Raw genomic sequence first — 24,447 nt, forward strand, 5'->3', positions numbered from 1 at the left:
CTTAGACGCGGGTGCATAACGCGCGTAGCTGATGCAGGCTTTCGTCCAAAATCAGTAATTGCAGCGCTTGCTCGGCCAGCGCCGATGCGCCCTGCTGGTAGGACGACGCAAAGGCATCCACCGCAGCGGCATCGAGCAAGCCATCCGTATTCAGCGACAAACGCTGCCCCAGTCCGGTAAAGCGTGTGGCCAAGCTCGTTTTTAGCCAGCCGTCGAGCGGCGGATTGAAGCCGCGCTTCTTGCGCTGAAAGAAATCCGCCGGCACGGCCGGATGCATCGCGCGCCGGAAAATCAATTTGGCCGGGCGGGTATAACGTTCGCTTGCCGCCACCGACAGCAGCTTCTGATACAAGCGATGATCCAATAGCGGTGGGCGCCCTTCCAACCCATGCGCCATGGTGCACAAATCGGACTTCTGCAGAATGTAATCGGGCAGATAATTGGCGAAATCGATCGCCAATAGCGCCTGTAATGCATCATTCTCGCCAACGCTGGAACGTGGCATCGGGTCCGGCGCGCGCCAGTAGCACAGGCGAGCCAGTGGACGCCCCCCCTGCAAAAAGCGGCGTTGGCCAGGCGTCAGCCCGGAAAACCGCAGCGAATAGGCCTCGCGCCAATCCATGGCAAGCTCTGTGGCGAGTTTTCCCGCGCCCTTGGACGCCAACTGTGACACGATCGGTAACGGCAAACGACAATGCCGCCGCCAACGGGTGCGCAAGTGTTTGTTCATCCGTTTATAGCCCGCCAGCAGCTCATCGCCGCCGTCACCGACCAGTACCACTTTCACATGCTTGGTGACTTCTCGCGCCAAATACCAGGTCGGAAAGCTCGACGGGTCAGCAAACGGCTGATCCAGATCGGCCACGATGCGCGCAAAATCGGCGGCCAGATCCGCAGGCATCGGCACAGCAACGTTCTCCAGCCCCAGCCGGTGCGCCGTATCGGCCGCATCGCGCGATTCATCCAGCCCGGATCCGGGAAACGCGGCGGTAAAGGTGGTAAAGCGCGTCAGCGATTGCGTAGCCAAACGGCTGGCGATCACGGTCGAATCAATCCCGCCCGACAGCAGCACGCCCAACGGCCGATCCGCCACGGTGCGCATGGCGACCGCCTGATCGAGCTCGGGCAGCCAATCACCCGCTTCCACCTCGGGCTGCCAATAGCGCCGCTTGCTAAGCGCGCGCGTTTTCAGGTCGTAGGTCAGGCAATGGCCGTTTTCCAGGCGCTGAATGTCGGTGAAGATCGTACGGGGAGAAGGGATGTAGCGATGCGCCAAATAGGCATCGATGGCTTCCGCCGAGAACGTCCGCCGGTCGGCCGGCAAAAACGGCAGCACGGCGCGCACCAAGGAGCCGAAAGCGAACTGGCCGTCGATGTGCGTATACACCAGCGGCTTCTCGCCCATGCGATCCCGCGCCAGATGCACCTGTCCATGGCGCAAATCGAGAATGGCAAAGGCGAACATGCCGCGCAGGCGCGCCAGCAGCTCATCCAGGCCCCAAGCCAGGTAGGCGTTGAGGATAAATTCGGTATCGGAATGCGTTCGAAAAACCGCGCCGTTCGCCTCCAACGCCACCTTGTCCGCCTCCCAGTCATAGACCTCGCCGTTGTAGCAGATCCAGACTTGGCGATCGCTGCTCGCCATCGGCTGATTGGCGATCGGGCGCGGATCGATGATTGACAGGCGCGCATGCAACAGCGCGTGACAGGCCGGTCCGGCAGGCACTTCGTTGAACGCGTTGTCGAGCAGCAACCGGCTAGCGGCATCCGGACCGCGGCGGGATAGCTCGGCCAGCATGGCGTCCGCCCCGGCCGGCGCAACGGGGACGTCGGAGAAGAAACCGGCAATTCCACACATAATCGATGACTCTCTCAATGCCCAGGCAAGCCGGGCGGGGGGTTAACCGAGACGGGCGCCCCAGTACTACCGCGGTAACGCCTGGTCTCGCTTCGTGGCGGCGTTGGCGCAATGCCGCGCATTGCGCGGTGATTGCGCCCTACGACCCCGGATGTGCGCTCGCGTAGGGCGCACTCGCCGAAGGCAGTGCGCCACAGACACTGCTGTCGTACTAGCTACTCTCACGGCCGCCGGTTAGGCGTTGGGTAAGAAAGCCAGGAGTTGCGCAGTGTTCCGCGCGACCGAGAACCGGCGGCGAACATCTTCGCTCCCTGCCTGTGCCATGCGTTGCATGCGAGAGGGATCGCTCAGCGCCTGATCGAGCGCGCGCACCCAAGCATTCACATCACCAGGCTCAACCAATACGCCCGTTTCTCCATCCGTGACCGTTTCCGGAATGCCGCCGGTACGACTGGCCACGACCGGCACCGCCAGCGCCAGCGCCTCGATTTGCGACATGCCCAATGGCTCGAACAGAGACGGCATCACCACCAGTGTCGCATGACGGTACAAACCATGAACCGGCATAACATTGCCGGCCATGAGCACACTCGACGCCAAGCCAAGCGCACGTATTGTCGCCTCGATCTCCGGGCGCGCAATGCCCTCGCCCGCCATCAAATAACGCAGCGTGGGATATTTCGTTCTGAGCTGAGCCAGCGCGCTCAACAGGGTCTGGTGGCCCTTCTCTCCCCGCAACATGGCCGCGTGCAGCAGGACCGGGCCGTCCGCTGCCGCAAGCCAAGCAGCCACCGATTCGGGCATGGCCGCCTCGGCCTGCGCGTCGATGAGGTCAAAATCGATGCCGGGATAGACGACGTGGATCCGCGCCGCCTGCACCGCCGGGTCGCGCAGCAGCTCGTCCTTGATGAACTGGCTCGGCACCATCGTGGCGTCGAACAGCCGGTTGTAACTGAACGCCTTCTGACTACCGGTCAAGTAGGTGCGCGAACGCAGAATGAACGGGCGCTGCGCCACCAAGCGCGCGGCGACGGCCGCGTTGTTGCTGTCGTGGCCGCTATGGCAGATCAGCAGACGTGCGCGCGTGCGAGCCAACAGGCCGCGCAAGCGCATAATCGACGGTGGGTGCAGGCTGTTGCGGAACGCCACGGGGAAAGTTTCCAGTCCCTGGCGTTTCGCCAACGCCTCGACCCGCCCCCCCGGCCGGCACGCCAACGTGCAATCGACGCCCGCCTCGCCCAATAGGCGCATCTGCTGCATCAACTGCAGTTCCTGCCCACCGACGTTGGGGGAGGATTCGGTAAACACCACATGCCTGGCCATTTTCGCCTCTCGTCATGCGGGCCGAACGTCACGCCCGGCTGCGATTTCCGCCAATAGCCCGGCGGAAATGAATAGGAACAGATACAGCATATGATCGCGCTGAATGCTTTCGATCATCATCCGGCCAATGAACCCGCAGCTCACCAGCACCAGGATCAAACCCAGCAGTTCGTCCCGCAAGGCAAAGGCTCGATAGCCAATCACGATCAATGCCCAGCAAAACGCAAACCAAAGCAAAATCGCCGGCACACCCAATCCCACACCCAGATCGATGAAACCGCTGTGGCTGTGCGATAGGATACGGATCACGTAGCCCTCATGCTGCAGAGCCCTGCCAAATGCGCCACGTCCATAACCAAAGCCTATAGGGCGCTCCGCCATCAGATTTAACCCACGATGAAACCAAGCTAAGCGTTTATAGGCGGAATCATCCGCCTGGCGGCCATCGGCCAACATCGGCAAAGTGCCATAATCGAACCAAGCGGTCGAGTTCTGGTAGTTCCAGCCGGCTTCCAGCGATCCGATCAGCACTTGGTTGCGCGTGTCCTTTTTCACCGCATAGGCACCCAGTCCGCCCAATGCTAGCGGCACCAACAAAGCCACGGCGACTATCCGCTTCACGCCGAGCCGTTTGCGCTCAAACAGCAAATAGACGAAGGTCAGGGACAGCGACAGGTAAATGAGACCGATCATGCCGTTGCGCGCGCCGGCACGCACACTGACGAACACGATCAGCACGGCAATAAGCGCGAGCAACCACGCCGGCAAGCGGCTGTGCGGCAAGTGCCGCGAACGGGAGAAGAACAGGGCAACAAAAACGAACGCCAGCACCAGATTCATGATGAAGGTGAATTCGAGGTGCGTAGCCGTGGAGAAGGTCACCATGAAGGGCCAAGCACCGGTCAAGTGCCACTGCCATGCCTCGAGCACCAGCTCAGTCAATGCAAGCAGCGTCCCGCCAACGATGACCCGATCAAGGATCGACAGCCCGCCACGCCGGCGGAACACGCCCCAGCCAATGACGAACCACAGCCCACCCGTCATCAATTGCGCTTTCCACTCACTCCATGCGTAATCCGGCCAGTAGGCCAGCAACCAGCAATGCACCGCGGCATAGCCGATAAAAACCGCCAACAACAGCGATGGCCAGCGCGATTCCCGCCACAACAGCGGCAGGCTATCGCGACGGCTGACGACCACAATCAACAGCAAGGCCAGCATCAACGCATAACGCAGCGCGATCGTGCCCGGAATGTTGGCCATCACCAAAAACACCACCGAAAGCACGACGCCAAGCCGCTCGTCCCAGCGGCCTCCCAGTACATCCGTCAACGACATCCGATCATCCTTGAAAAGTCATACTTTATCAGCCGACAAAGCTTGTAATACCGCCGACAGCACCGTCTCCACCGGCACATTCGCCATCGGTTCCGCCCGCAGCGCCGCGGAAGCGTTGGCCGGCAGCGGGCGCCGAATCACCGTATGAAGCGCAGGGTCTTGGTACGGTCCGGTTTCCGCCGGGTCGGCCGTCACAAATAAACTCACCGTTGGCACCTGCTGCGCAATCGCCAAATGCAGCGGGCCGGTATCGCCGGTCACCAGCAAATTCAAGCTGGCCACCAGCTCGAATGCCTGCTGCACCGACGTTTGCCCTACCATTGAAATCACCCGGGAATGCCAATGTGTCGGCAGCAAGGCAAAAAACTGCTCTGCCAGCGCCAGCTCGCTTGCCATACCCGTCAATACGATCTGACATGCCGGCCGGACCTGCAGAAGCGCTTCGGCCAAGGCAACGAAGTGGGACACCGGCCAACTTCGCTCCGGTTTGGACGCGCCGAGCTGAAAACCGATGCGCTCGACGCCCGCCACGCGGAAATGCTGTGGATCGATAGCGCAAGGGACGCGCATGGCCACTTGGCTATCATCACAGCCGAGCGCTTTGAGCAACGTCAGCTTGCGTTGTATGACATGGCCGCGAAAAGCGTTGTCGGACGCTGCCGCCAGCCACTGGCGCATCGGCGGCCCATCGGGCTGAGGAATATCATCCCGCACGATCCAACGGCATCCCGCCAGCACGGCGCACAAGATGTCGAACGGCACGCGCGAGTGCAAAATCACGGCCAAATCCGGCTTCATCGGCCGTAGATCGCGCAGGAAGCCGCGCATGCGCACAAAGCGGCCGTCCCAGCACAGCACCTGGTCGACATCGTCGTAACGCTGTACCAGATCGACATATTTCTGGTGCACGACCAAAATCAGCCGCGCCTGTGGGAAACGCAGGCGCAACTGGCGGATCGCTGGCGTATTGAACATCAAGTCGCCCAACGCCGTGGTGGAAAAAACGACGATCGTTTTAGGTGCCGGATCAGCGGGCAACAGGGTTTGCGGACGCCCTGTCAGCAGGCGATACATCCGGATCAGGCCATTGGCGATGGCCAGTTTGGTCTTTGTTTGCGCCATGACGGTTTTTTACGTTGAGAACTGTGCGTCGATGCCGAGCGAGCTAGGCATCGTCCCCTTCGGCGGCGGCGGTGTTTGCCGCTGCGGCGCCGGGCTCGTGGAATTGCATTTTATGCAGTTTTGCGTACAAGCCATCATTTTTAATTAATTCAGCATGTGTACCCACTTCCATGATGCACCCTTGGTGCATCACCACGATCCGGTCCGCGTTCTCGATCGTCGATAGGCGGTGGGCAATGACGATCGTGGTGCGATCGCGCATCAGCCGCTCCAGCGCGCTTTGCACCAAACGCTCCGACTGGTTGTCGAGCGCGGAAGTGGCCTCATCAAGAATCAGAATCGGCGCGTTTTTCAGCAACGCGCGCGCAATGGCCAGACGCTGGCGCTGTCCACCCGACAAGAGCGTGCCGTTCTCGCCGATCAGGCAATCGAAGCCGCCCGGCAATGCCTCGATGAACTCCAGCGCATTGGCCTGGCGCGCCGCTTCGACAACCTGCTCGCGCGTCGCCGCGCCAAAGCTGCCGTATGCAATGTTGGCCGCCACCGTATCGTTGAACAGCACCACATCCTGGCTCACCATGGCCAGATGCTGACGTAGATTGGCCAACTTCAGATCGTTCAAATCGACGCCATCGAGCGTGATGCGCCCCGCGGTCGGGACATAGAACCGTGGCAGCAAGCTGACCAGCGTGGTCTTGCCGCTGCCGGACGAACCGACGAGCGCCACGGTCTCGCCCGCGCGAATACGCAGGTCGAAATGTTGGATCGCTTCTCTGTCCGTGTTCATATAGCGGAAGCTGACCTGTTCGAACGCCAGCTCGCCACGCACCTGATCGAGTGTGCGCGTGCCGCCATCCGGCTCGGCCGGTTCATCCAGAAATTGAAACACGCTCTCCGCCGCGGCCAGACCGCGCTGCAACGATTGGGCGATATTGGTAATACGCTTGATCGGCGCGAACATCGCCGACATACCGGTGATCAGCGCCACGAAGGTACCGGCGGACAGCTGATTGTGCTGGCCCCGCAGCAGCGCGAAATGCACGATGCCGGCAAGCGCCACCGAAATGATCCATTGCGTGGTGCTGGTATTGAGCGCCGAAGCCGCGCTTTGCTTGACCGCGTTGCGGCGAATGTCCTGTGCCGCGTTCGAGAAGCGCGCCGATTCATACGCCTGACCGCCATAAACCTTCACCACGCGCTGGCAGTCCACACTTTCGCCCAGCACCTGGGTCAACTGCCCCATTTGATGTTGATTGAGACGCGTCAGCTTGCGCAGCCGCTTGCTGATCAAGCTGATGCAAATCCCTACCGCCGGGAACACCACGAAGCTCACCAGCGTCATGCGCCAATCGTAATAAAGCAGCATGCCCAGTAGGCCGAGCACGGTGCAGCCGTCCTTGACGCTGACCGTCAACACATTGAAGCCGGCGTCGGTAATTTGCGTGACGTCGTAAGTCACGCGCGACACCAGCCGGCCGGATTGATTGTTGTCGTAATAGGAGACCGGCATGGCCAAGAGCTTGTCGAACACCTCTTGGCGCATGCGCTGCACCAAGTGGCCGGTCAGCCAGCTGGTGGAGTACTCGTTGCCATAGCTGCAGATGCCGCGCAGCAGGAACAACAGCACAATCATCGGCGGAATCGAACGCAACGCGTCCGGGTTTTTGGAAATGAAGCCCTCGTCGATCAACGGCTTCATCAAGTGCACAAAGGCCGGCTCGGTCGCGGCGGACACGGCCATGAAGATCAACGAAAGCGAAAAGACTTTCCAATAGTGGCGCAAGTAGGTCAACAAGCGCCGATATAGAACCAGGGTATTGGTGGAAGGGGTTTGACTCATGCCATCTCGTTTCATCGTCATGCGTGCGGCCCACGTTGGGGCAGCGACTGCAGCAGGCGGTGGTAATTGGCCAGCAACGTGTCGGCCATGACCGACAACCGCATCGGCTCGGCGGTTCGCCGTGCCGACAGGGACAGCGCGTCCCAGCGCGCGCGCGCCGCGAGCCAAGCGCCCACGGCCTCCGACCACGCCGGCGGCGATAGCGCATCGGCCACCCAGCCGTTTTCGCCAGGAGTGATCAACTCCGCCGCGCCGCAGGTGGTGCTGGTCAATACCGGCAGACCACAGGCCAGCGCCTCAATGCAGACGTTGCCGAACGGCTCGTACAAGGTCGGTAGCAAAAAGCCGTCGGCCATGCCGTAAAACGGCTTCACGTCCTGCTGAGGACCGCAAAAACGCACGCGCCGGGCCAACCCGAGCGATTCGGCCAACCGCTGGTAGCGGGCCAAATGCTTGTCCGCGCCGACAACCACCAGATAGATTTGGGCGTGCGCCTCGATCGCTTTCAGCGCGCGCGCCACGCCCTTGCGCTCAAAGCCGGAACCGACAAACAGCAATAACGGCGCGTCGTCCGGAATATCCCATGCCGCGCGCATCGCGGCACGGTGCCGCTCCCGCAACGACGGGTGAAAGGCCTCGGTATCGACGCCGTTATAAATCACGGCCAATCGTTCATCCGGCAGACCGAACGTCTGCTGGATCTCCCGCTTGATCATTTGCGAGATGCAAATCACCAGTTTCAGGCGCGGGTCAAGGAACATCCGCCGCTCGGCACGGCAGACATAATGGTGATAAGGATTCAGCCACAACGACAGCCGGCGCCAGAAGCCCATTGTCTGTCGCCGCAACGCCAGCCAGCGCGCGTGCACGCCATCGCCGGCCCGATAGACGTCGCAGCCGGGAATGCGCTCGTGCGACTGCACCAAATCGAAGCCTTCCGCGAGCCAAACGCGCCGCGCCGCGCGGGCGAATCCCCAGTCGCGCCAGACATTGCCGAAATAGAACGGCGCCACGGTAACGGCACGGATGCCTTCAATCGGCTCCCACCGGCGCGCCAAAAGCGACACATCGAGGCTGCCGGCGTCGCGCAACACATCCAGCGCACGGCTGACGAAGCGCTCGGCGCCGCCGGCGGGATTGTAGCGCTGGCGCACGATAGCCAGGCGAATCCGTTCTCCCTTTGCCTCGGGAGCGGGAAAGGCATGCAATTCAGTATGATCGGACAATTGACGTTCAACCGACGGTGTCGGCATTCAGCTGCTGTAGAAGATCGGCAATTCTATCAGGGTCTTCAGTGCGAAGCATGCGGCTCGTTATCGACGCGATGCGATCGAGATGAGTATTGAGCACCTGCTGTTTGACCGCCAGCACGTTGGCCGGGTGCATCGAGAACTTGCGCAGCCCCATGCCGAGCAACAGCCGCGTCAAGCGGGGATCCCCCGCCATCTCGCCACACACCGACACCGGCACGCCGCCGCGCGTCCCCACCTTGATGGTATGCAGGATCAGTTGCAGAACCGCCGGGTGCACCGGATCGTACAGATGGCTGACGGCATCGTCGTTGCGGTCGATCGCCAGCGTGTACTGAATCAGGTCATTGGTGCCGACCGACAAAAAGTCGATATGCTTGAGGAAGCTGCCGACCACCAGCGCGGCGGAAGGAATTTCGATCATGGCGCCGAATTCGACCGCATCGGAATAAGGTTGACCTTCATCGCGCAATTCTTCGCGCGCATAGTCGACCAGCGCCAACGCCTGGCGCAACTCCTGCAGGGAGTTGAGCATCGGAAACATCACGCGCAGCTTGCCGTGCACGGACGCGCGCAGCAAGGCGCGCAACTGCACGCGGAACATCAACGGCTCGGCCAGGCATAGACGAATGCCCGTCAGTCCCAGCGCCGGGTTTTCCGCCACGCCATGGTTAAGCCAGCGCGGGCTCTTGTCGGCCCCCAGATCCATGGTGCGGATGGTCACCGGCAAATCTTTCATCTGCTCCAACACCGACCGGTAAGCTTCGTACTGCTCGTCTTCCGACGGCAGGCTATCGCGGCCGAGAAACAAAAACTCGCTACGGAACAATCCCACGCCGGCAGCGCCGCAGCTTCTGACATCCTCGATATCCTGCGGGCCTTCGATATTGGCCAGAATATCGATCGGCGTGCCGTCCTCGGTCTGAGCGGTGGCCTTGCGGATCGACGACAGCTTGCGCCGGGCGTCGCGCCAAGCGCGCAAACGCCGCCGATATTGCGCCAGCACGATATCGTCCGGGTTGATGATGACCACCCCCTGCTGGCCGTCGACGATGACCAACTCGTCTTCACGGATCAGCTCACGGGAATGATGCAAGGCGATGACCGACGGTAGATCCAGGCTGCGGCCGAGGATAGCGGTATGGGAGGTGGCGCCGCCGACATCGGTGATGAACGCGGCGAACTCGGATTCCTTGAAATAGACCATATCGGCCGGGGACAGGTCGTGCGCCACCAAAATGGCGTCCTCGACCAAATCATCCGCGTCCGGCAATTCGGCGTCGTGGCCGTCGAGGTTCTTGAAAATGCGTTCGATCACCTGCAGCACGTCGTGTTTGCGCTCGCGCAGGTAATCCTCTTCAATCGCCTCGAATTGCGCGATCAACATATCGCTTTGCAGCTTGAGCGCCCACTCCGCATTGCATTTCTGGGCCACGATGATTTCGCGCGGCTCACGCGAGATGGTGACATCCCCCAACAGCATGATATGCAGAGAAAGGAACGCACCCAGTTCGGCCGGCGCGTTCTCCGGGATCGTGCCCCAGAGCATTTCCAGCTCTTTGCGGGTCGTGCGGATCGCTTCGTCGAAACGGGCGATTTCCGCGGGAAGTTCGTCCTCTTCCAGAGAATAATGGGCAACATCGTCCATGCTGCGTGATATCAGGTGGGCCCGGCCTATCGCCACGCCGCCGCCAATCGCCACACCGTGCAGGATGATGCTCATTAACCCACCCCTCCCGTGAAACCCTGCTGTTGTTATTCCGACTCGTCGAACCGGTTGTTGATCAGCGCTACCAGAGCCGCGAGCGCGGTCTCCTCGTCGCTGCCGCTCACTTCGAGTTCTACCAGGCTGCCCTTGGCCGCCGCTAGCATCATCACCCCCATGATGCTTTTACCGTTCACGCGCCGGTTGTTGCGAGAAATGAAAATTTCGCTCTGAAAACGGCTCGCCAGCTGAGTGAACTTGCTGGACGCGCGCGCGTGCAGGCCGAGTTTATTGATGATTTCAACCTCGGATTTAACCATTCCCCTCCCCCGGGATAATGTAAACCACACCTTCCAAGCCACCGGTCACCGCTTTGCTCACGACCACGTCGAGCGGCTGCTGGCTGTAACTCAAGGCTCGGACCAGCATCGGTAGATTGACGCCGGCGACAGCCTCGACTTTGCCTGCGAGGATCAACCGGCTGGCGATATTCGACGGCGTGCCGCCCAACATATCCGATAGCACCAACACGCCGGCCCCTTCGTCCAGCTCGCGCACCAACGCCTGGGCGGCGGCCAGCTTGACGTCGGGGTCTTCCGACTTGTCGATGGACAGCGCCTTCAGATTGTCCCAGGCTCGACCTAGGATGTGATAAGCGTCTTCGGCCAGCACTTCGCCGAGATTGCCATGAGTGACCAGTAAAATACCAACCATAGTATGTTAATAACCGATAAATACGCTTAGCCCGCCAAACCGCGCTCAGCCGGGTTTTTGGACACTTTCGCCGATTGTAGCAGGCTCACCGGCCCCACGGGGGGCGAACCACCCCAGTTTTGCCGCCAATTGCACCACTTCTCCAACAATCATCAAGGAAGGCGAGCGAATTTCCAATTCGGCGATCCGCCCAGGCAAATCAGCCAGCGTCGACACCAGTACCCGCTGGTCGATTAGGGTCGCCCGCTCCACCATCGCCACAGGGCAGTCCGCCGACCGCCCGTGACGGATAAAGGCTTCGCACAGCGCGGGCGTCGTGGCCACCCCCATATACACCACCACCGTCTGCCCAGGACGGCACAGCATCGGCCAATCCAGATTGATACTGCCATCCTGGCGGTGCCCGGTGACGAACGTCACCGATTGCGCATAATCGCGGTGCGTCAAGGGAATGCCAGCATAGGCGGCGGCGCCGCTGGCGGCGGTGATGCCAGGCACCACTTCGAAGGGAATGCCGTGTTGCGCCAAGGTTTCGATCTCTTCGCCGCCGCGGCCGAAGATAAACGGATCGCCCCCCTTGAGCCGCAGCACCCGTTTGCCCTCCGAGGCCAGGCGCACCATCAATTGGTTGATCTCCTCCTGGCGCAACGTATGATTAGCCCGCGTCTTGCCGACGAAAATGCGCTCGGCATCGCGCCGTACCCAATCGAGCAGCGCCGGCGCGACCAATTTGTCGTAGAGCACCACGTCGGCTTGCTGCATCAAATGCAGTGCGCGGAAAGTCAGCAAATCGGGATTTCCCGGCCCGGCGCCCACCAAATAGACAGCGCCGCGAGGAATCCCGTCGGAGGCGGCCAGCCGATCCGACAATAGGGCCTCGGCACGGTCCAGATTACCGGCCACCAGATCCTGGACGATGGGCCCGGCCAACACGGACTCCCAAAACGCGCGCCGCGCATCGCTATTGGCGATCCGCGCGGCCACCCGCTCGCGCATGACCCGCGCGAAATCCGCCACGCGCCCCCAACCGGCGGGGATCAGACTTTCCAAGCGCTCGCGCAGCATACGCGCCAACACCGGCGCGCCGCCGCCAGTCGACAAGGCGATCACCAACGGTGAACGGTCGACGATCGATGGGGTGATATAGCTAGACGCCTGAGGATCGTCGACCACATTGACCCAAATGCCGGCGGCCTCGGCGGCATCCGCCACTTGCTGGTCGACATCCGCAAGCCCCGTCGCTGCGACCGCCAAGCGCATGCCAACCAGATGATGCGGGGCAAAACGCTCGGCGACGTGACGCAACGCGCCTTGCTCCGCCAACGCCGCCAGACCGGCTCCCAATGTCGGCGCCAGCACGGTCAACGTGGCGCCGGCCTGCAATAGCAGCCGCGCTTTGCGCAAAGCGATCTCGCCGCCGCCGACCAGTAGGCAGGGCCGCGTGCTGAGCTTCAAAAAAATCGGAAAATAGTCCATGGAGCCAAGACGGAGCGACAAAATAATGGCGTTACTTTAAATGTTGCACAAATACGACGCACGATCTTTTTTTCTGCGGAGAGTAATACATGCGCATTTCGTAAAGTGTCATGATATCCCGATAGCCATTTTTTGCCGGAGCCTGGCGTGAATCGACAGCGCAACGTCAACCACCAGGCTGACGCTCAGCATTTTCCCGCCCGCAATGCCTTTGCGGACGAGGCAGGCTTCCGCGCCATTATCGAAAATTCCTCCGACATCATCGCCCGCTTCGATCTGCAGTTACGCTGTCTTTATATCAATCGCAGCATCATGCGCTACCATCGCGTCCAGCGTAACCGGCTGCTCGGCAAAACCCCGGAGGATGGCGGCTTGCCGACTCCGCTGGCGCTGCCGCTGCAACAAGCGATGGAAAAGGTTCGCACGCTGCAATGCGAGCAGCAGGTCGAATTGACGCTCCAGTTGAACGGCCAACGCTATGTGTTCGAAACCCGCTTGTTTCCGGAGCGGGATAATGCCCGGCAATTCGGGTCCATCCTGTGCATCGCGCGCGAGATGACCGAGGCCAGCCTGGCCCGCCGACTCTTGACGGAAGAAAACGCCGTACTGGAAATGATCGCCGACAGCCGTCCGGTCAACCAGATTCTGCACAGCATTTGCCAGATGATCGAATCGCAGTTGCCCAACTGCATGAGCGCCATCATGACGCTGGACCGCAGCGGGCAAACGCTGTCGCTCGCGGCCGGGCCCTCGCTGCCGGTCTCCTATGCGGAGCAACTGGCCCAATTGCCTATCGGCCCGGAGGTCGCCGCTTGCGGTACCGCCGCCTTCTGGAAACGCAGCATCATCGTCAACGACCTGACGCAAAGCGCGTTGTGGGACTCGCTGGGCCAGCACGCCGCAGATGCCGGGCTGCGCGCCTGCTGGTCGACGCCGATTTTCACATCGGACCACCAGTTGCTCGGCACGCTGGCCATCTATTACGACATGCCGCGCAGCCCCTCACCTTCAGAACTGCGGTTGGTCTATCGCTGTTCACACATCGCCGCCATCACGCTGCAGCGCAATTTGCACGAGTCACAGCTCTACCAGTTGGCCACCCAAGACGGCCTCACCCATCTCTTCAATCGCCGTCATTTCATCGAGTCGGCCGAGCGCCATTTGAACCAAGCCAGACGTTATCAACGGCCATCGGCGGTCATGATGATGGACTTGGATCACTTCAAGGCCATCAACGATCGCTATGGCCATGCGGTAGGCGACCGCGTGCTGACGCTGTTCAGTCATCTATGTCGCCATTGTCTGCGTGGTTCCGACGTGGTTGGACGCTTGGGCGGCGAAGAGTTCGCGGCCCTGCTGCCGGATACGGAGTTAGAGGAAGCGCGGCAAGTGGCGGAACGGTTGCGCCAACAGGTGGCTCAGGCCGAGCTGACGCATGAAGGACACACCATCCGCTTCCAGGTCAGCATCGGCGTCGCCATCATGCAGTCGAACGAAAGCCTTGACGTCATGTTGGGCCATGCCGACCGGCTGCTATATCAGGCCAAATCACAGGGCCGCAATCGCGTTTGCGCGCCTGAGTTCGACGATAAGCCGGTGCATCAAGGCGAATTGCCGTTGGGGCTAGCTTAGGGCCTATCGTCGAGGCGTTCGGCAAATTGCGCCAGAGTCGTCTCGTTGAGCTGCCCCAGCAGAGGGTCCATCTGGCTGTCGAACAATTGCGCCAAATCGTCGTCCCGCCGCCGCCGGCCCTCCGGATAGACGAACAAGCGCACGAGATCCGCCAACGTCACCGCCGAGAGCGATTTCATCAACACCCAGCGACCCTCCCCGCCCTGCTGTACCCAGCCACGCACGGCCAATTGATCCAAAATCCAGCCCAGCTCGTCATAACCGATCGGCACCTGCCGGCGCAACTCGGCGGGTCCCAACGCTAAGCCCTGATCATGCGCGTGCTGCAATGCCAACAACAATTGCAACGCATCCAGTAAACGACGGCGCGGGTTAAGCCTGCGCCGCCAGGCCGCACCCTCCCAATAAGACAGCGCGCAAGTGAACACCGCGCCGAACAGCACGACCAGCCACATGCAATAGACCCATAGCAGCGCGATGGGAATGCTGGCGAAAGCGCCGTACACCAGTTTGTACGAGGCGACGCTTTCGATGTAGACACCGAAGCAGAGTTTGGCCACTTCCAGCAACAGCGCCGTCAAAAGCGCACCGGCATAAGCATGCCGTGGCGGCACGAAGCGGTGCGGCACCAGACGGAAGAGCAGCGACAGCGCCATGGTGGTCAGGCCAATGGCGCCGACCGATTGAATCAGATCCGCCAAAACCGGCGCAGTGTGTTTCAGATGCGAGGCGCGGAACAGGTTGTGCCATGCCAGGAGGCCGCCACCCAGCACCATCGGCCCGAGTGTCAGCATGCCCCAGTAAATCAGCGTCTGCTGCAGCCAGTGGCGCGCCCGCGCCACACCCCAGATGGCGTTGAACGTCCGTTCGATCGTGGCCATCAGCATCAGCGAGGTGGCCGCCAACATTAAAATGCCCACCGCCGTCAGCTTCTCGGCATTGTCGGCGAACTGGCGCATGTACACCGTCATGATCTTGCCGGCGAACTCCGGCACCAGCGTCGTCAGCAGCATGACTTTAAAGCGCGTGCTGTAATCGGCGAACATCGGCAGCGCGGAAATCACGATCAGCGCGATCGTAAGCAGCGGCACCAGGGCCAGCATGGTCGTGAAGGTGAGGCTGCCGGCCACCTGCAGCAGGCGGTTCTCAGCCATGCGGCGCAACAGAAAGCGGCCGAAACTGATCCAATGCGAGGCGTTGGCGGAAATGGTCTTCATGCGCGCACCTTACGATATTATCGACGCCGGCAACAAGTCGTCTCCGTGAATCTGTGCGAGAGCGCATAGTGGTGGGATAATAGAAAATTCGCGTTTACATGATTTAAAAACCCATGCAGGATATTCTGGTTTTGTATTACAGCCAGTATGGCGCCACGCGGGCTTTGGCGCAGCAGATCGCACGCGGCGTGGAAAGCGTGGAGGGTTGTCGGGCGCGCCTGCGCACCGTTCCCAAAGTCTCCACGGTCTGCGAGGCGGTGGCGCCGGATATACCCGATAGCGGCGCGCCCTACGTGGAACGGGCGGACCTGGAGGCCTGTATCGGTCTTGCATTGGGCAGTCCGACACGCTTTGGCAACATGGCCGCCTCATTAAAGTATTTTCTCGATGGCACCAGCGGCGAATGGTTGCGCGGCGCACTGGCCGGAAAGCCGGCATGCGTGTTCACCAGTTCGGCCTCCATGCATGGCGGGCAGGAAAGCACGCTGCTGTCGATGGTTTTACCGTTGATGCACCACGGCATGCTGTGGGTTGGTTTGCCCTACACGCATGCCGAACTGAATCAAACCCTGCGCGGGGGAACCCCCTATGGCGCAAGCCATGTAGCGGGCATAAAAAACGACGCGACATTGACAGAAGAAGAAAAGATCCTTGCTTTGGCGCAAGGAAAACGATTGGCGGGCATTGCACTGAAACTCGCCGACAGGTAACACTTTCGTACTTTCAGTATTGAACAGGCATCATGGCAACCCGCCTGGCACCAGCCGCATGGTGCAGGTGGGATTATTTGCATTTTCCGGAGACGATCTATGCGCACAATTACCGTTGCAGCCACTCAGATGGCCTGCACGCCCGACAGTTCCACCAACTTGGCCAATGCCGAAGCCATGGTTCGTCAGGCGGCGAGTCAAGGGGCTCAAATCATTTTGCTGCAAGAGCTGTTTGAGACCCTGTACTTCTGCATCGATCAGGAGGCGCGCTACAACAATCTGGCGCAACCGCTCACCGGCCATAGCTGGCTGCCGCGCTTCCAAGCGCTGGCCCGTGAACTCGACGTGGTTCTGCCGGTAAGTTTCTTCGAACGCGCGGGTCAGACCCAGTTCAACTCGGTGGCGGTTATCGACGCCGACGGCAGCATGCTTGGCGTTTATCGCAAAATGCACATCCCGGACGGCCCGGGTTACACCGAAAAATACTATTTCTCTCCGGGCGACTCCGGCTTCCCGGTTTGGCAGACCCGCTATGCGCGCATCGGCCTGGGCATCTGCTGGGATCAGTGGTTCCCCGAAGCCGCCCGTTCCTTCGCGCTCGGCGGCGCGGAAATCCTGCTCTACCCGAGCGCCATCGGCACCGAGCCGCATGACAACAGCCTGCAGTCGGCCGATCATTGGCAAATGGTGCAGCGCGGCCACGCCGCCGCCAACTTGCTGCCGGTGGTGTCGTCCAACCGCATCGGCATGGAGCACGGTAAGTATTGGGCCAATACGTTCCACGGCCGCTCCTTCATTGCCGGCCCGGAAGGCGAACTGGTCGCCGAGGCTTCGGCCGATCAACAGGAAATCCTGACCGCATCGTTCGACCTGGCGGCATTGGCCGCCAAGCGCCGCGCCTGGGGCGTCTTCCGCGACCGCCGTCCGGAATACTACGGCGCCCTGACCACGCTGGACGGCAAGGATCCGGTGACCGGCAAGATCGGCCAACGCTGACATCGCCGACGCAATAAATGACAACACCCCGGCAAATTTGCCGGGGTGTTTCGTTTTGCTCGGGCCTGAACCGTCAGGCGTCGCGCATCGCCTGCAAAATCGCGGCCACTTGCGCCGACGAGGTTTCTTCGCGCGCATACTCGTCGGCGCCGACCGCGCCCATCGACAGATCCTCGCGGCGATAAAGCATGGCGCTTGCCACCGGCAGACGCGCCGAGGCGTGAAATTCGCGACACCCCGTGAGCCGAAGCAACGCGCCGATATTGTCGGCGCGCACGCCACTGCCAGGCATGACCGCCAGACGGCCGGCGGCGGCGATATGCAGATCGCGCAATAGTTCGCCGCCCAAATACGCGCTGGCTGCCTGGCCCGAGCTCAATAGCCGGCGGCAACCGCTGGCGATGACCTGCTCAAGCGCCTGCAGCGGGTCGCGCGTCAGATCGAACGCGCGATGGAAAGTCACCGGCAACGGCGCAGCCAAAGCGACGAACTCCCGCATCTGCGCCACGTCGACCCCGCCGTCCTCGGTCAAAACGCCCAGCACGATGCCATTGGCGCCGACACGCTTACAGATGTCGATATCCCGCCGCATCTCCTCGAGTTCGATCTCATCATAGAGAAAATCGCCGCCGCGCGGCCGGATCATGACATTCAGATCGATGTGCAACCGGTCGCGCGCCACCGCCAGGGCCCCATAGGATGGCGTCGTGCCGCCCTCGTTCAAGTTGGCGCACAGCTCGACTCGATCCGCGCCGCCAAGTTGCGCAGCCAGGCAAGAAATCAGCGATCCGGCGCAAACTTCCAGCACCCTCTTTTCCGACGCCATGCAACAACTCCTAGCTTTCGTTTTCACCGCGCTCGCGCCAGGGCGCGACCCGAGGCAGCATGAGCAAACCCGGCACCGCCAGCACGAAGCACAACAGGAAGAACATCGTCCAGCCGGCCGATTCGACCATATAGCCGGTGGCGGCGTTGGCCAGCGTGCGCGGCACCGCCGACAAGCTGGAAAACAGGGCAAATTGGGTAGCGGTGTACGCTGGGTGGGTGCTACGCGCAATAAAGGCAACGAACGCCGCCGTGCCAAGCCCCACGCCGAGCGCTTCGAACCCGATCACGCCGGCAAGTTTGATCAACTCGGGCGCGCCCACATGATGAAACGGACCGGCGGACGCCAACAGCGCAAACCCCAGGATCGTCAGCCATTGCACTAGGCCGAACACCCACAACGCCCGGTTGATGCCCATCTTCAACATCCATACCCCGCCGGCCAGACCACCGATCACGCTCGGCCACAGCCCCGCATGTTTGGCCACCAGGCCGATCTGCGACTTGGTGAACCCCATATCGAGATAAAACGGCGTGGCCAACGAGGTGGCCATACTGTCGCCCAATTTGTACAGGAAGATAAACAGCAGGATGGTCAGGGCCGGTCGCCAGCCGCCGCGGTGCACGAACTCATGGAAGGGCTCCCAAACGGCTTCGCGCAACGTCTTGGGCATACCGTGCACCAAAGACGGCTCCTTGGCCCACAGCGACAAGCCGACGCCTGGCAGCATGAACAAGGCCGTGATCCAAAACACGCTGCCCCATGGCAGATGGTCGGCCAACACCAGCGCCAACGACCCCGGCACAAGGCTCGCGAGCCGATAGGCATTGATGTGCACGGTATTGCCAAGCCCCAGTTCACGGTCGCTGAGGATTTCACGCCGGAAAGCATCCAGCACGATATCCTGGCTCGCAGAAAAGAACGACACGCCCAGGGCGAGCCCCGCTATCGTCCACAGATCGGCCCGCGGGTCGAAAAAGCCAAACGCGCCGATGCCGCCGATCAACAGGAGCTGACTGACCAGCATCCAGCCACGCCGGCGGCCAAGAAACGGCGGCACGAACCGGTCAAGCAACGGCGACCAGAGAAACTTCCAGGTAAACGGCAATTGAATCAGGGCGAACAGGCCAATCGCCTTGAGGTCCACCCCCGCGCCGCGCAGCCAGGCCGGCAAAAGGCTAATCAATACATAAAGCGGCAATCCGGAGGCAAAGCCGGTGAGAATGCAAGTCAACATGGGGCGCGAGAAAATCTCGCGCCGCACGCTGACCGCTTCCATTTCTGGCGAACTCAATACAACTTCCTTGCAAACGGGCTAGAGGCCTACGCGATAGAAAGCCAGACTGCCCAACAAATTGGGGAGAAAACCGACGCGTCGACTGCCATCCATCACCACACGCTCCAGCAGCCGGATGCCGTTCTTGGCGCACAGTGCTTCGAAATCGCCCAGCATGCACCAATGGATATTGGGGGTATCGTACCACTGATAAGGGATGGTCTCCGACACCGGCATGCGTCCACGGAAAATCTGCCAGCGATTTTGCCAGTAACCGAAGTTAGGGAAAGTCACGATGGCCTCGCGCCCCACACGCAGCATTTCCAGCAGGATCTGCTCGGTATGGTGCATCGCCTGGATGGTCTGCGACAGAATGACCAGATCGAAGCTGCCATCGGTAAAGTCGGAGAGGCCAGTCTCCAAATCGCCCTGAATCGCCGACACGCCCGCGCCGACACAGCGCACCACGTTGTCGACATCGAGTTCCACGCCATAACCGCGGACTTGCTTGTGTTGTTGCAGCCAGGACAGCAAGGCGCCGTCACCGCACCCCAGATCCAGCACGCGCGCCCCGGGGCGCACCCAACCGGCGATCAGCTGCAGGTCGTTTCTCAACAGGGTTGTCATGCTTGCACCTCCTCGGCGACACGGGACAAATAGCGCTGCATCAAGCGCACATAGGGGGGATCAAGCATCAAAAACGCGTCATGCCCGTGCGTGGAGACAATCTCGCCATAGGCCACCGGCCGGTCCGCCGCCACCAGCGCGCGGACCAATTCGCGCGAGCGTAGCGGCGAGAAACGCCAGTCGGAAGTAAAGCTGGCGACCAGATAACGTGCTTGCGATCGGCCAAGCGCGGCCACCAGATTATCGCCGTTGGGTTTGGCCGGATCGAAATAATCCAGCGCCTTGGTCATCAGCAAATAGGTATTGGCGTCAAAGCGATCGGAAAACTTATCGCCCTGATAACGCAAATAGGACTCGATTTCGAACTCGACGTCGTAACCGAATTTGAATTCCCCGGAGCGCAGCATACGGCCGAATTTCTCGCCCATGCCGTCATCGGACAGGTACGTGATATGGCCGAGCATGCGCGCCAAGCGCAAGCCACGTCGCGGCACCACACCGTGAGCGTAGAAATCGCCGCCATGGAATTCGGGGTCGCTAAGGATCGCCTGGCGCGCCACGTCGTTGAAGGCGATATTCTGCGCGGATAACTTCGGTGCCGAGGCGATCACCAACGCATGCGCCACCCGCTCGGGGAAATCGATGCTCCATTGCAGCGCCTGCATGCCGCCCAAGCTGCCGCCGATCACCGCGGCCCATCGATCGATACCCAGCCGGTCGGCCAGCCGCGCCTGAGCGCGAACCCAGTCGGGCACGGTCATCAGCGGAAAGGTGGAACCCCAGGGCCGGCCTGTGTCGGGATTCACGCTCGCCGGCCCGGTGCTGCCGTGACAGCCGCCCAGATTGTTGACGCCGACGACGAAGAACCGCCGTGTATCGATGGGCTTGCCAGGCCCAACCATATTGTCCCACCAGCCGGTGGACTTATCGTCCCCGGCATAGTGGCCGGCGACGTGATGGTGGCCGGATAAGGCATGGCAAATCAGCACCGCGTTGCTCTTCGCGGCATTGAGTTCGCCATAGGTCTCGTAGCGCAGGCTGTAGGCGGGAAGCACCACACCGCAGGCCAGCTCGAGAGGGGTGGAAAAATCCGCTTGTTGGGCGGTAACGGTGCCGACTGATTGTTCAGTATTGGACATGAGACAGAGGCCCTCTGTTTGGTTTTTGTCGGCGTCAAGGCATATTCGAAATGAGTTTATAACGATACATGCGACTTGCGCGAGGGGTGGGTGGCACCGATAATCGCAACTTCACCACGGACTGCCCCATGCTCGGACGACTTTTCAAACTGCTGCTGTTGGCCGGTCTCGCGACGGTACTCGTGCGCGCGCTGCTGAGCCCGGAACAGCGCGCGGGTCTGCACCGGCTATTTCAGACGCTGGCCTGGGCCTTGCTGGTCAGCGCGGCGTTGATGGTTGCGCTCAGCCTCACACGCGTTGTTTCCCTCTGATTTCGCCGTTTTCCAACTATGGATATCTCCCATTTCGTACACACTTTCGGCCGCTACCTGAAAGATCGCTTCGGCGAGCGGGTGCACAAGCTGTCGCTGGCCGGCGATTTCACCTGTCCGAATCGCGACGGCACCTTGGGCCGGGGCGGCTGCACCTTTTGTAACGTCAGGAGCTTCGGCCGTGCCGCCGATCAGTTGTCGATCGGCGCGCAGATCGGCAAGGAAAAAGACAAGACAGACCGCGCACGACGTTACCTGGCCTATTTTCAGGCGTACACCAGCACCTATGCCGAGGTGGAGACCTTGCGGCGCGCGTATGAGGAAGCGCTGGCCCAGACCGATATCGTCGGTCTGTGTGTCGGAACCCGCCCCGATTGCGTACCCGATGCCGTGCTCGATTTGCTCGCCGGCTATCGTGCACGCGGATTGGAAGTCTGGTTGGAGCTTGGATTGCAAAGCGCCCACGCGCAAACGCTTGCGGCGATCAACCGCGGTCACGGCATGGCCGCCTACCGCGATGCCGTGACGCGATGCCGGGCGCGCGGGCTGAATCTGTGTACCCATCTGATTGTCGGCTTGCCGGGCGAGACCACCGCGATGATGCATGACACGCTGGCGCAGGTGCTGTCGCTGGGCGTGGAAGGCTTGAAGCTGCATCCGCTGATGATCGTGAAAGGCAGCCGCATGGCGGCACAGTTCCGCCGCGGGGAGGTGGCGCCGTTGACGCTTGCCGAGTATGCAGACCTTGCCGCCGACCTCATCCGTCATACACCGCCTGAAGTGGTGTTCCATCGCGTCTCCGCCACCGCGCAGGCACCGACACTGATCGCACCGGACTGGTGCGCACCACGCTGGTCAGGCATGCAAGCCATTGCCGACCGGCTCGCGCGGCTTGGCGCGCAAGGTAGCGCGCTTGGCCGCCCTTGGGTGGCATGAGAATCATTTCCCGTCTACTGTCAGAATGATGGACTTCGTCCGACTCATCGACAAGGAGCCCGGCATTCGCCCGGCTCTGCATTGGGAGATACGTCATGCTGATTCGCCATCCGGAGGACATCGCGCCCTCCGAGATCACACCGCTGCGCACCTATCTCAACCGGCGTCAATTCATGCTGGCTGGCGCCGCCGGATTGCTGATGGCCAGCGACGCCTTCGCCGCGTTGTCGTTCAAAAAAGGCATCAGCGCGCTTGCCGCCAACGACAAGCCCAACAGCCTGAACGACATTACCCACTACAACAACTACTACGAATTCGGCAGCGACAAGGCCGACCCGGCCCAGTACGCCGGGGTGTTGAAAACCCGCCCCTGGAACGTCGTCGTGGACGGTGCGGTGGAAAAACCGCGCGCCTTCGACATCGATACGCTGCTGCGCATGCCGTTGGAAGAGCGCATTTACCGCCACCGCTGCGTCGAAGGCTGGTCGATGGTGATTCCTTGGGTTGGTTTCCCGCTCGCCGCCTTGCTCAAGCAAATGAAACCGACATCCAAAGCGCGTTATGTCGCCTTTGAAACGCTCAGTCGTCCAAGCGAGATGCCCGGCATGGCCGAAGGGCTGCTGGCTTGGCCATACCGCGAGGGGCTGCGCATCGATGAAGCCATGCATCCGCTGACACTGTTGGCGGTCGGCCTGTACGGCAATGTGCTGCCCAACCAGAATGGCGCGCCGATCCGTCTGGTCGTGCCGTGGAAATACGGTTTCAAGAGCATCAAGTCCATCGTGCGCATCCATCTGACCGACACGCCGCCGCAAACCAGCTGGAACCTGGCGGCGCCCAACGAATACGGCTTCTACTCCAACGTCAATCCCGGCGTCGATCACCCGCGGTGGAGTCAGGCGACCGAACGGCGCATCGGCGAATTCCTGCGTCGTCCCACGCTGATGTTCAACGGCTATGGCGGCCAGGTCGCGTCGCTATACCAGGGCATGGATCTGCGTAAAAACTTTTAGGACCCTCATGGCACATCCCATTTCCAACCCGCCGCTTGCCGTGGTCAAAACCCTGCTGTTCGTGCTTGCCCTCATCCCTTGCGCGCGCACCCTATTGACGGTCATCCAGGGCCAGGCGATCGATCCGGTGGCGTTCATGACCCATGCCACCGGTGATTGGACGTTAATCTTTCTGATGCTGACGCTGGCCATCACGCCGCTGCGCCGCTTGGGCGCGCCCGGCTGGATCGTTCGCTTGCGCCGCATGCTGGGATTGTTCGCCTTCTTCTACGGATGCCTACATTTCGCCATTTATCTGGTGCTGGACCAATTTTTCAACCCGGCGGCCATCGCCCACGATGTGGTCAAGCGGCCATTCATCACCGCCGGCTTCACGGCGCTACTGCTGATGACGCCGTTGGCCATCACCTCGACCGACGGTTGGATACGGCGCCTGAAGCGCCATTGGGCGCGGCTGCACCGCCTGGTGTACGCCGTGGCACTTCTTGGCGTCGTGCATTACTGGTGGCTGGTCAAACGCGACCTGCGCCAGCCGATACTGTTTGCCGCCATCCTGGCCGTGCTGCTGGGGCTGCGTCTGATCTGGGCGGTTCACCGGCGCTGGCAAGCAAAAAAGCCGTGCCCATCGAGGCACGGCCTGGTTAACTGAAACACGTCTTACTTGACGGCAATGCGCCGTGTGCTCGCCTTTTCGCGTTTCGGCAAAATCAGTGTCAACACGCCATCCTTGAACTCGGCGTCGGCGCCGCTCTCGTCGACGTCTTGCGCCAGTTGGAAGGTACGCGAGATTTGGCCAAAATAGCGCTCGGCGCGCAGGACCTTTTCGCCCTCGCGCGTTTCGGACTCACGCTTGACTTCGGCGGTCAACGAAACGCGGTTGCCGTCCACTTGAACCTGGATATCCTCTTTCTTCACACCGGGCATCTCGGCGAGCACCGTGTAAGCCTTCTCGTCTTCCTTGACGTCCAGTTTGATGCTGGCGCCAAGCTCGGACTCAAAAGACAGCGGCCGCACGAAAAAGCCTTTCAGCATATCGTCGAACAGAGGCTCCAGACCGGAACGACGAATCAGTTGATTCATGGCTACGCTCCTTTCACTCAACGGTTGCAACGTGGCGGGATGTTCCCGCTACCGCACT

At 61.2% G+C, this 24,447-nt stretch carries 23 protein-coding genes; 7 read left to right on the forward strand and 16 right to left on the reverse strand.

Annotation, left to right across the window (positions count from 1 at the left end):
- Nucleotide 1 precedes the first annotated feature (1 nt).
- From asnB to cysG, 10 genes are all read right to left on the reverse strand, one after another.
- On the reverse strand, nt 2-1,858 hold the full coding sequence (asnB, locus tag JOZ06_RS10925) for an asparagine synthase (glutamine-hydrolyzing) (protein ID WP_293232290.1): 1,857 nt from the start codon (nt 1,856-1,858) through the stop codon (nt 2-4).
- 234 nt (nt 1,859-2,092) lie between these two features.
- Entirely contained in the window at nt 2,093-3,181 is a 1,089-nt protein-coding gene (locus JOZ06_RS10930) for a glycosyltransferase family 4 protein (protein ID WP_293232292.1), read from the reverse strand.
- Between the two features lie 12 nt (nt 3,182-3,193).
- Nucleotides 3,194-4,519, reverse strand: a complete 1,326-nt coding sequence (locus JOZ06_RS10935) for an O-antigen ligase family protein (protein ID WP_293232294.1) — start codon at nt 4,517-4,519, stop codon at nt 3,194-3,196.
- An 18-nt stretch (nt 4,520-4,537) separates the two neighbouring features.
- Nucleotides 4,538-5,641, reverse strand: coding sequence for a glycosyltransferase family 9 protein (locus JOZ06_RS10940; RefSeq protein ID WP_293232296.1), 1,104 nt, complete (start codon nt 5,639-5,641; stop codon nt 4,538-4,540).
- A gap of 43 nt (nt 5,642-5,684) precedes the next feature.
- Complete coding sequence (gene msbA / locus JOZ06_RS10945) at nt 5,685-7,481, reverse strand: lipid A export permease/ATP-binding protein MsbA (RefSeq protein ID WP_293232298.1); 1,797 nt, start codon at nt 7,479-7,481, stop codon at nt 5,685-5,687.
- 17 nt (nt 7,482-7,498) lie between these two features.
- Complete coding sequence (locus JOZ06_RS10950; RefSeq protein ID WP_293232300.1) at nt 7,499-8,707, reverse strand: glycosyltransferase family 4 protein; 1,209 nt, start codon at nt 8,705-8,707, stop codon at nt 7,499-7,501.
- 7 nt (nt 8,708-8,714) lie between these two features.
- On the reverse strand, nt 8,715-10,454 hold the full coding sequence (gene ptsP, locus JOZ06_RS10955) for a phosphoenolpyruvate--protein phosphotransferase (protein ID WP_293232302.1): 1,740 nt from the start codon (nt 10,452-10,454) through the stop codon (nt 8,715-8,717).
- 32 nt (nt 10,455-10,486) lie between these two features.
- Nucleotides 10,487-10,756, reverse strand: coding sequence for an HPr family phosphocarrier protein (locus tag JOZ06_RS10960; protein ID WP_293232304.1), 270 nt, complete (start codon nt 10,754-10,756; stop codon nt 10,487-10,489).
- A complete protein-coding gene (locus JOZ06_RS10965; protein WP_293232306.1) occupies nt 10,749-11,150 on the reverse strand; it encodes a PTS fructose transporter subunit IIA in 402 nt (133 codons plus the stop codon). The genes JOZ06_RS10960 and JOZ06_RS10965 overlap by 8 nt, the downstream gene beginning before the upstream one ends.
- A 45-nt stretch (nt 11,151-11,195) precedes the next feature.
- Nucleotides 11,196-12,626, reverse strand: coding sequence for a siroheme synthase CysG (cysG, locus tag JOZ06_RS10970; protein ID WP_293232308.1), 1,431 nt, complete (start codon nt 12,624-12,626; stop codon nt 11,196-11,198).
- Nucleotides 12,627-12,773: 147 nt separating this feature from the next.
- Here cysG and JOZ06_RS10975 point away from each other — a divergent pair, with 147 nt between their 5' ends.
- Nucleotides 12,774-14,258, forward strand: coding sequence for a diguanylate cyclase (locus JOZ06_RS10975; protein WP_293232310.1), 1,485 nt, complete (start codon nt 12,774-12,776; stop codon nt 14,256-14,258).
- On the opposite strand, the gene JOZ06_RS10980 is transcribed toward JOZ06_RS10975, so the two are convergent.
- Nucleotides 14,255-15,475 (reverse strand): YihY family inner membrane protein, encoded by a 1,221-nt coding sequence (locus tag JOZ06_RS10980; protein WP_293232312.1) that lies wholly within the window; start codon nt 15,473-15,475, stop codon nt 14,255-14,257. The genes JOZ06_RS10975 and JOZ06_RS10980 overlap by 4 nt on opposite strands.
- Nucleotides 15,476-15,588: 113 nt before the next feature.
- Between JOZ06_RS10980 and wrbA the strand changes: the two genes are divergently transcribed.
- Together wrbA and aguB are read left to right on the forward strand one after the other, a co-directional pair.
- Entirely contained in the window at nt 15,589-16,185 is a 597-nt protein-coding gene (gene wrbA, locus JOZ06_RS10985) for an NAD(P)H:quinone oxidoreductase (protein ID WP_293232313.1), read from the forward strand.
- Nucleotides 16,186-16,284: 99 nt separating this feature from the next.
- Entirely contained in the window at nt 16,285-17,181 is an 897-nt protein-coding gene (aguB, locus tag JOZ06_RS10990; RefSeq protein WP_293232314.1) for an N-carbamoylputrescine amidase, read from the forward strand.
- A 73-nt stretch (nt 17,182-17,254) separates the two neighbouring features.
- On the opposite strand, the gene JOZ06_RS10995 is transcribed toward aguB, so the two are convergent.
- From JOZ06_RS10995 to JOZ06_RS11010, 4 genes are read right to left on the reverse strand one after another with little or no spacing between them, the layout of a single operon-like run.
- Nucleotides 17,255-18,007 (reverse strand): copper homeostasis protein CutC, encoded by a 753-nt coding sequence (locus JOZ06_RS10995; RefSeq protein ID WP_293232315.1) that lies wholly within the window; start codon nt 18,005-18,007, stop codon nt 17,255-17,257.
- A gap of 10 nt (nt 18,008-18,017) precedes the next feature.
- Complete coding sequence (locus JOZ06_RS11000; RefSeq protein WP_293232403.1) at nt 18,018-19,286, reverse strand: AmpG family muropeptide MFS transporter; 1,269 nt, start codon at nt 19,284-19,286, stop codon at nt 18,018-18,020.
- A gap of 36 nt (nt 19,287-19,322) precedes the next feature.
- On the reverse strand, nt 19,323-19,910 hold the full coding sequence (metW, locus tag JOZ06_RS11005; RefSeq protein WP_293232317.1) for a methionine biosynthesis protein MetW: 588 nt from the start codon (nt 19,908-19,910) through the stop codon (nt 19,323-19,325).
- On the reverse strand, nt 19,907-21,049 hold the full coding sequence (locus JOZ06_RS11010; protein ID WP_293232319.1) for a homoserine O-acetyltransferase: 1,143 nt from the start codon (nt 21,047-21,049) through the stop codon (nt 19,907-19,909). Before JOZ06_RS11010 ends, metW begins: the two co-directional genes overlap by 4 nt.
- A 128-nt stretch (nt 21,050-21,177) precedes the next feature.
- On the opposite strand from JOZ06_RS11010, the gene JOZ06_RS11015 reads away from it, so the two are divergent.
- The 4 genes from JOZ06_RS11015 (at nt 21,178) to JOZ06_RS11030 (ending at nt 23,958) form a co-directional block, all read left to right on the forward strand.
- The gene (locus JOZ06_RS11015) at nt 21,178-21,360 is read left to right on the forward strand and encodes a hypothetical protein (RefSeq protein ID WP_293232320.1); all 183 of its coding nucleotides are present in this window, start codon (nt 21,178-21,180) and stop codon (nt 21,358-21,360) included.
- An 18-nt stretch (nt 21,361-21,378) separates the two neighbouring features.
- Nucleotides 21,379-22,296: a TIGR01212 family radical SAM protein gene (locus JOZ06_RS11020; protein WP_293232322.1), complete on the forward strand. Its 918-nt coding sequence runs from the start codon at nt 21,379-21,381 to the stop codon at nt 22,294-22,296.
- A 95-nt stretch (nt 22,297-22,391) separates the two neighbouring features.
- Entirely contained in the window at nt 22,392-23,309 is a 918-nt protein-coding gene (msrP, locus tag JOZ06_RS11025; protein ID WP_293232324.1) for a protein-methionine-sulfoxide reductase catalytic subunit MsrP, read from the forward strand.
- Nucleotides 23,310-23,316: 7 nt separating this feature from the next.
- Nucleotides 23,317-23,958 (forward strand): protein-methionine-sulfoxide reductase heme-binding subunit MsrQ, encoded by a 642-nt coding sequence (locus JOZ06_RS11030; RefSeq protein WP_293232326.1) that lies wholly within the window; start codon nt 23,317-23,319, stop codon nt 23,956-23,958.
- Between the two features lie 8 nt (nt 23,959-23,966).
- On the opposite strand, the gene JOZ06_RS11035 is transcribed toward JOZ06_RS11030, so the two are convergent.
- Nucleotides 23,967-24,389 carry an Hsp20/alpha crystallin family protein gene (locus JOZ06_RS11035; protein WP_293232328.1) on the reverse strand — a complete coding sequence of 141 codons (423 nt, stop codon included), beginning with the start codon at nt 24,387-24,389 and terminating at the stop codon, nt 23,967-23,969.
- Nucleotides 24,390-24,447 lie beyond the last annotated feature (58 nt).

This window comes from Paludibacterium sp., assembly GCF_019232825.1.
Classification (GTDB): domain Bacteria; phylum Pseudomonadota; class Gammaproteobacteria; order Burkholderiales; family Chromobacteriaceae; genus Paludibacterium.

What these genes read in the sequence shown, in the direction of transcription:
- asnB (WP_293232290.1), bottom strand. Translation starts at nt 1,858, where the DNA reads ATGTGTGGAATTGCCGGTTTCTTCTCCGACGTCCCCGTTGCGCCGGCC.
- JOZ06_RS10930 (WP_293232292.1), bottom strand. Translation starts at nt 3,181, where the DNA reads ATGGCCAGGCATGTGGTGTTTACCGAATCCTCCCCCAACGTCGGTGGG.
- JOZ06_RS10935 (WP_293232294.1), bottom strand. Translation starts at nt 4,519, where the DNA reads ATGTCGTTGACGGATGTACTGGGAGGCCGCTGGGACGAGCGGCTTGGC.
- JOZ06_RS10940 (WP_293232296.1), bottom strand. Translation starts at nt 5,641, where the DNA reads ATGGCGCAAACAAAGACCAAACTGGCCATCGCCAATGGCCTGATCCGG.
- msbA (WP_293232298.1), bottom strand. Translation starts at nt 7,481, where the DNA reads ATGAGTCAAACCCCTTCCACCAATACCCTGGTTCTATATCGGCGCTTG.
- ptsP (WP_293232302.1), bottom strand. Translation starts at nt 10,454, where the DNA reads ATGAGCATCATCCTGCACGGTGTGGCGATTGGCGGCGGCGTGGCGATA.
- JOZ06_RS10960 (WP_293232304.1), bottom strand. Translation starts at nt 10,756, where the DNA reads ATGGTTAAATCCGAGGTTGAAATCATCAATAAACTCGGCCTGCACGCG.
- JOZ06_RS10965 (WP_293232306.1), bottom strand. Translation starts at nt 11,150, where the DNA reads ATGGTTGGTATTTTACTGGTCACTCATGGCAATCTCGGCGAAGTGCTG.
- cysG (WP_293232308.1), bottom strand. Translation starts at nt 12,626, where the DNA reads ATGGACTATTTTCCGATTTTTTTGAAGCTCAGCACGCGGCCCTGCCTA.
- JOZ06_RS10980 (WP_293232312.1), bottom strand. Translation starts at nt 15,475, where the DNA reads ATGAAGACCATTTCCGCCAACGCCTCGCATTGGATCAGTTTCGGCCGC.
- wrbA (WP_293232313.1), top strand. Translation starts at nt 15,589, where the DNA reads ATGCAGGATATTCTGGTTTTGTATTACAGCCAGTATGGCGCCACGCGG.
- aguB (WP_293232314.1), top strand. Translation starts at nt 16,285, where the DNA reads ATGCGCACAATTACCGTTGCAGCCACTCAGATGGCCTGCACGCCCGAC.
- JOZ06_RS10995 (WP_293232315.1), bottom strand. Translation starts at nt 18,007, where the DNA reads ATGGCGTCGGAAAAGAGGGTGCTGGAAGTTTGCGCCGGATCGCTGATT.
- JOZ06_RS11000 (WP_293232403.1), bottom strand. Translation starts at nt 19,286, where the DNA reads ATGGAAGCGGTCAGCGTGCGGCGCGAGATTTTCTCGCGCCCCATGTTG.
- metW (WP_293232317.1), bottom strand. Translation starts at nt 19,910, where the DNA reads ATGACAACCCTGTTGAGAAACGACCTGCAGCTGATCGCCGGTTGGGTG.
- JOZ06_RS11010 (WP_293232319.1), bottom strand. Translation starts at nt 21,049, where the DNA reads ATGTCCAATACTGAACAATCAGTCGGCACCGTTACCGCCCAACAAGCG.
- JOZ06_RS11015 (WP_293232320.1), top strand. Translation starts at nt 21,178, where the DNA reads ATGCTCGGACGACTTTTCAAACTGCTGCTGTTGGCCGGTCTCGCGACG.
- JOZ06_RS11020 (WP_293232322.1), top strand. Translation starts at nt 21,379, where the DNA reads ATGGATATCTCCCATTTCGTACACACTTTCGGCCGCTACCTGAAAGAT.
- msrP (WP_293232324.1), top strand. Translation starts at nt 22,392, where the DNA reads ATGCTGATTCGCCATCCGGAGGACATCGCGCCCTCCGAGATCACACCG.
- JOZ06_RS11030 (WP_293232326.1), top strand. Translation starts at nt 23,317, where the DNA reads ATGGCACATCCCATTTCCAACCCGCCGCTTGCCGTGGTCAAAACCCTG.
- JOZ06_RS11035 (WP_293232328.1), bottom strand. Translation starts at nt 24,389, where the DNA reads ATGAATCAACTGATTCGTCGTTCCGGTCTGGAGCCTCTGTTCGACGAT.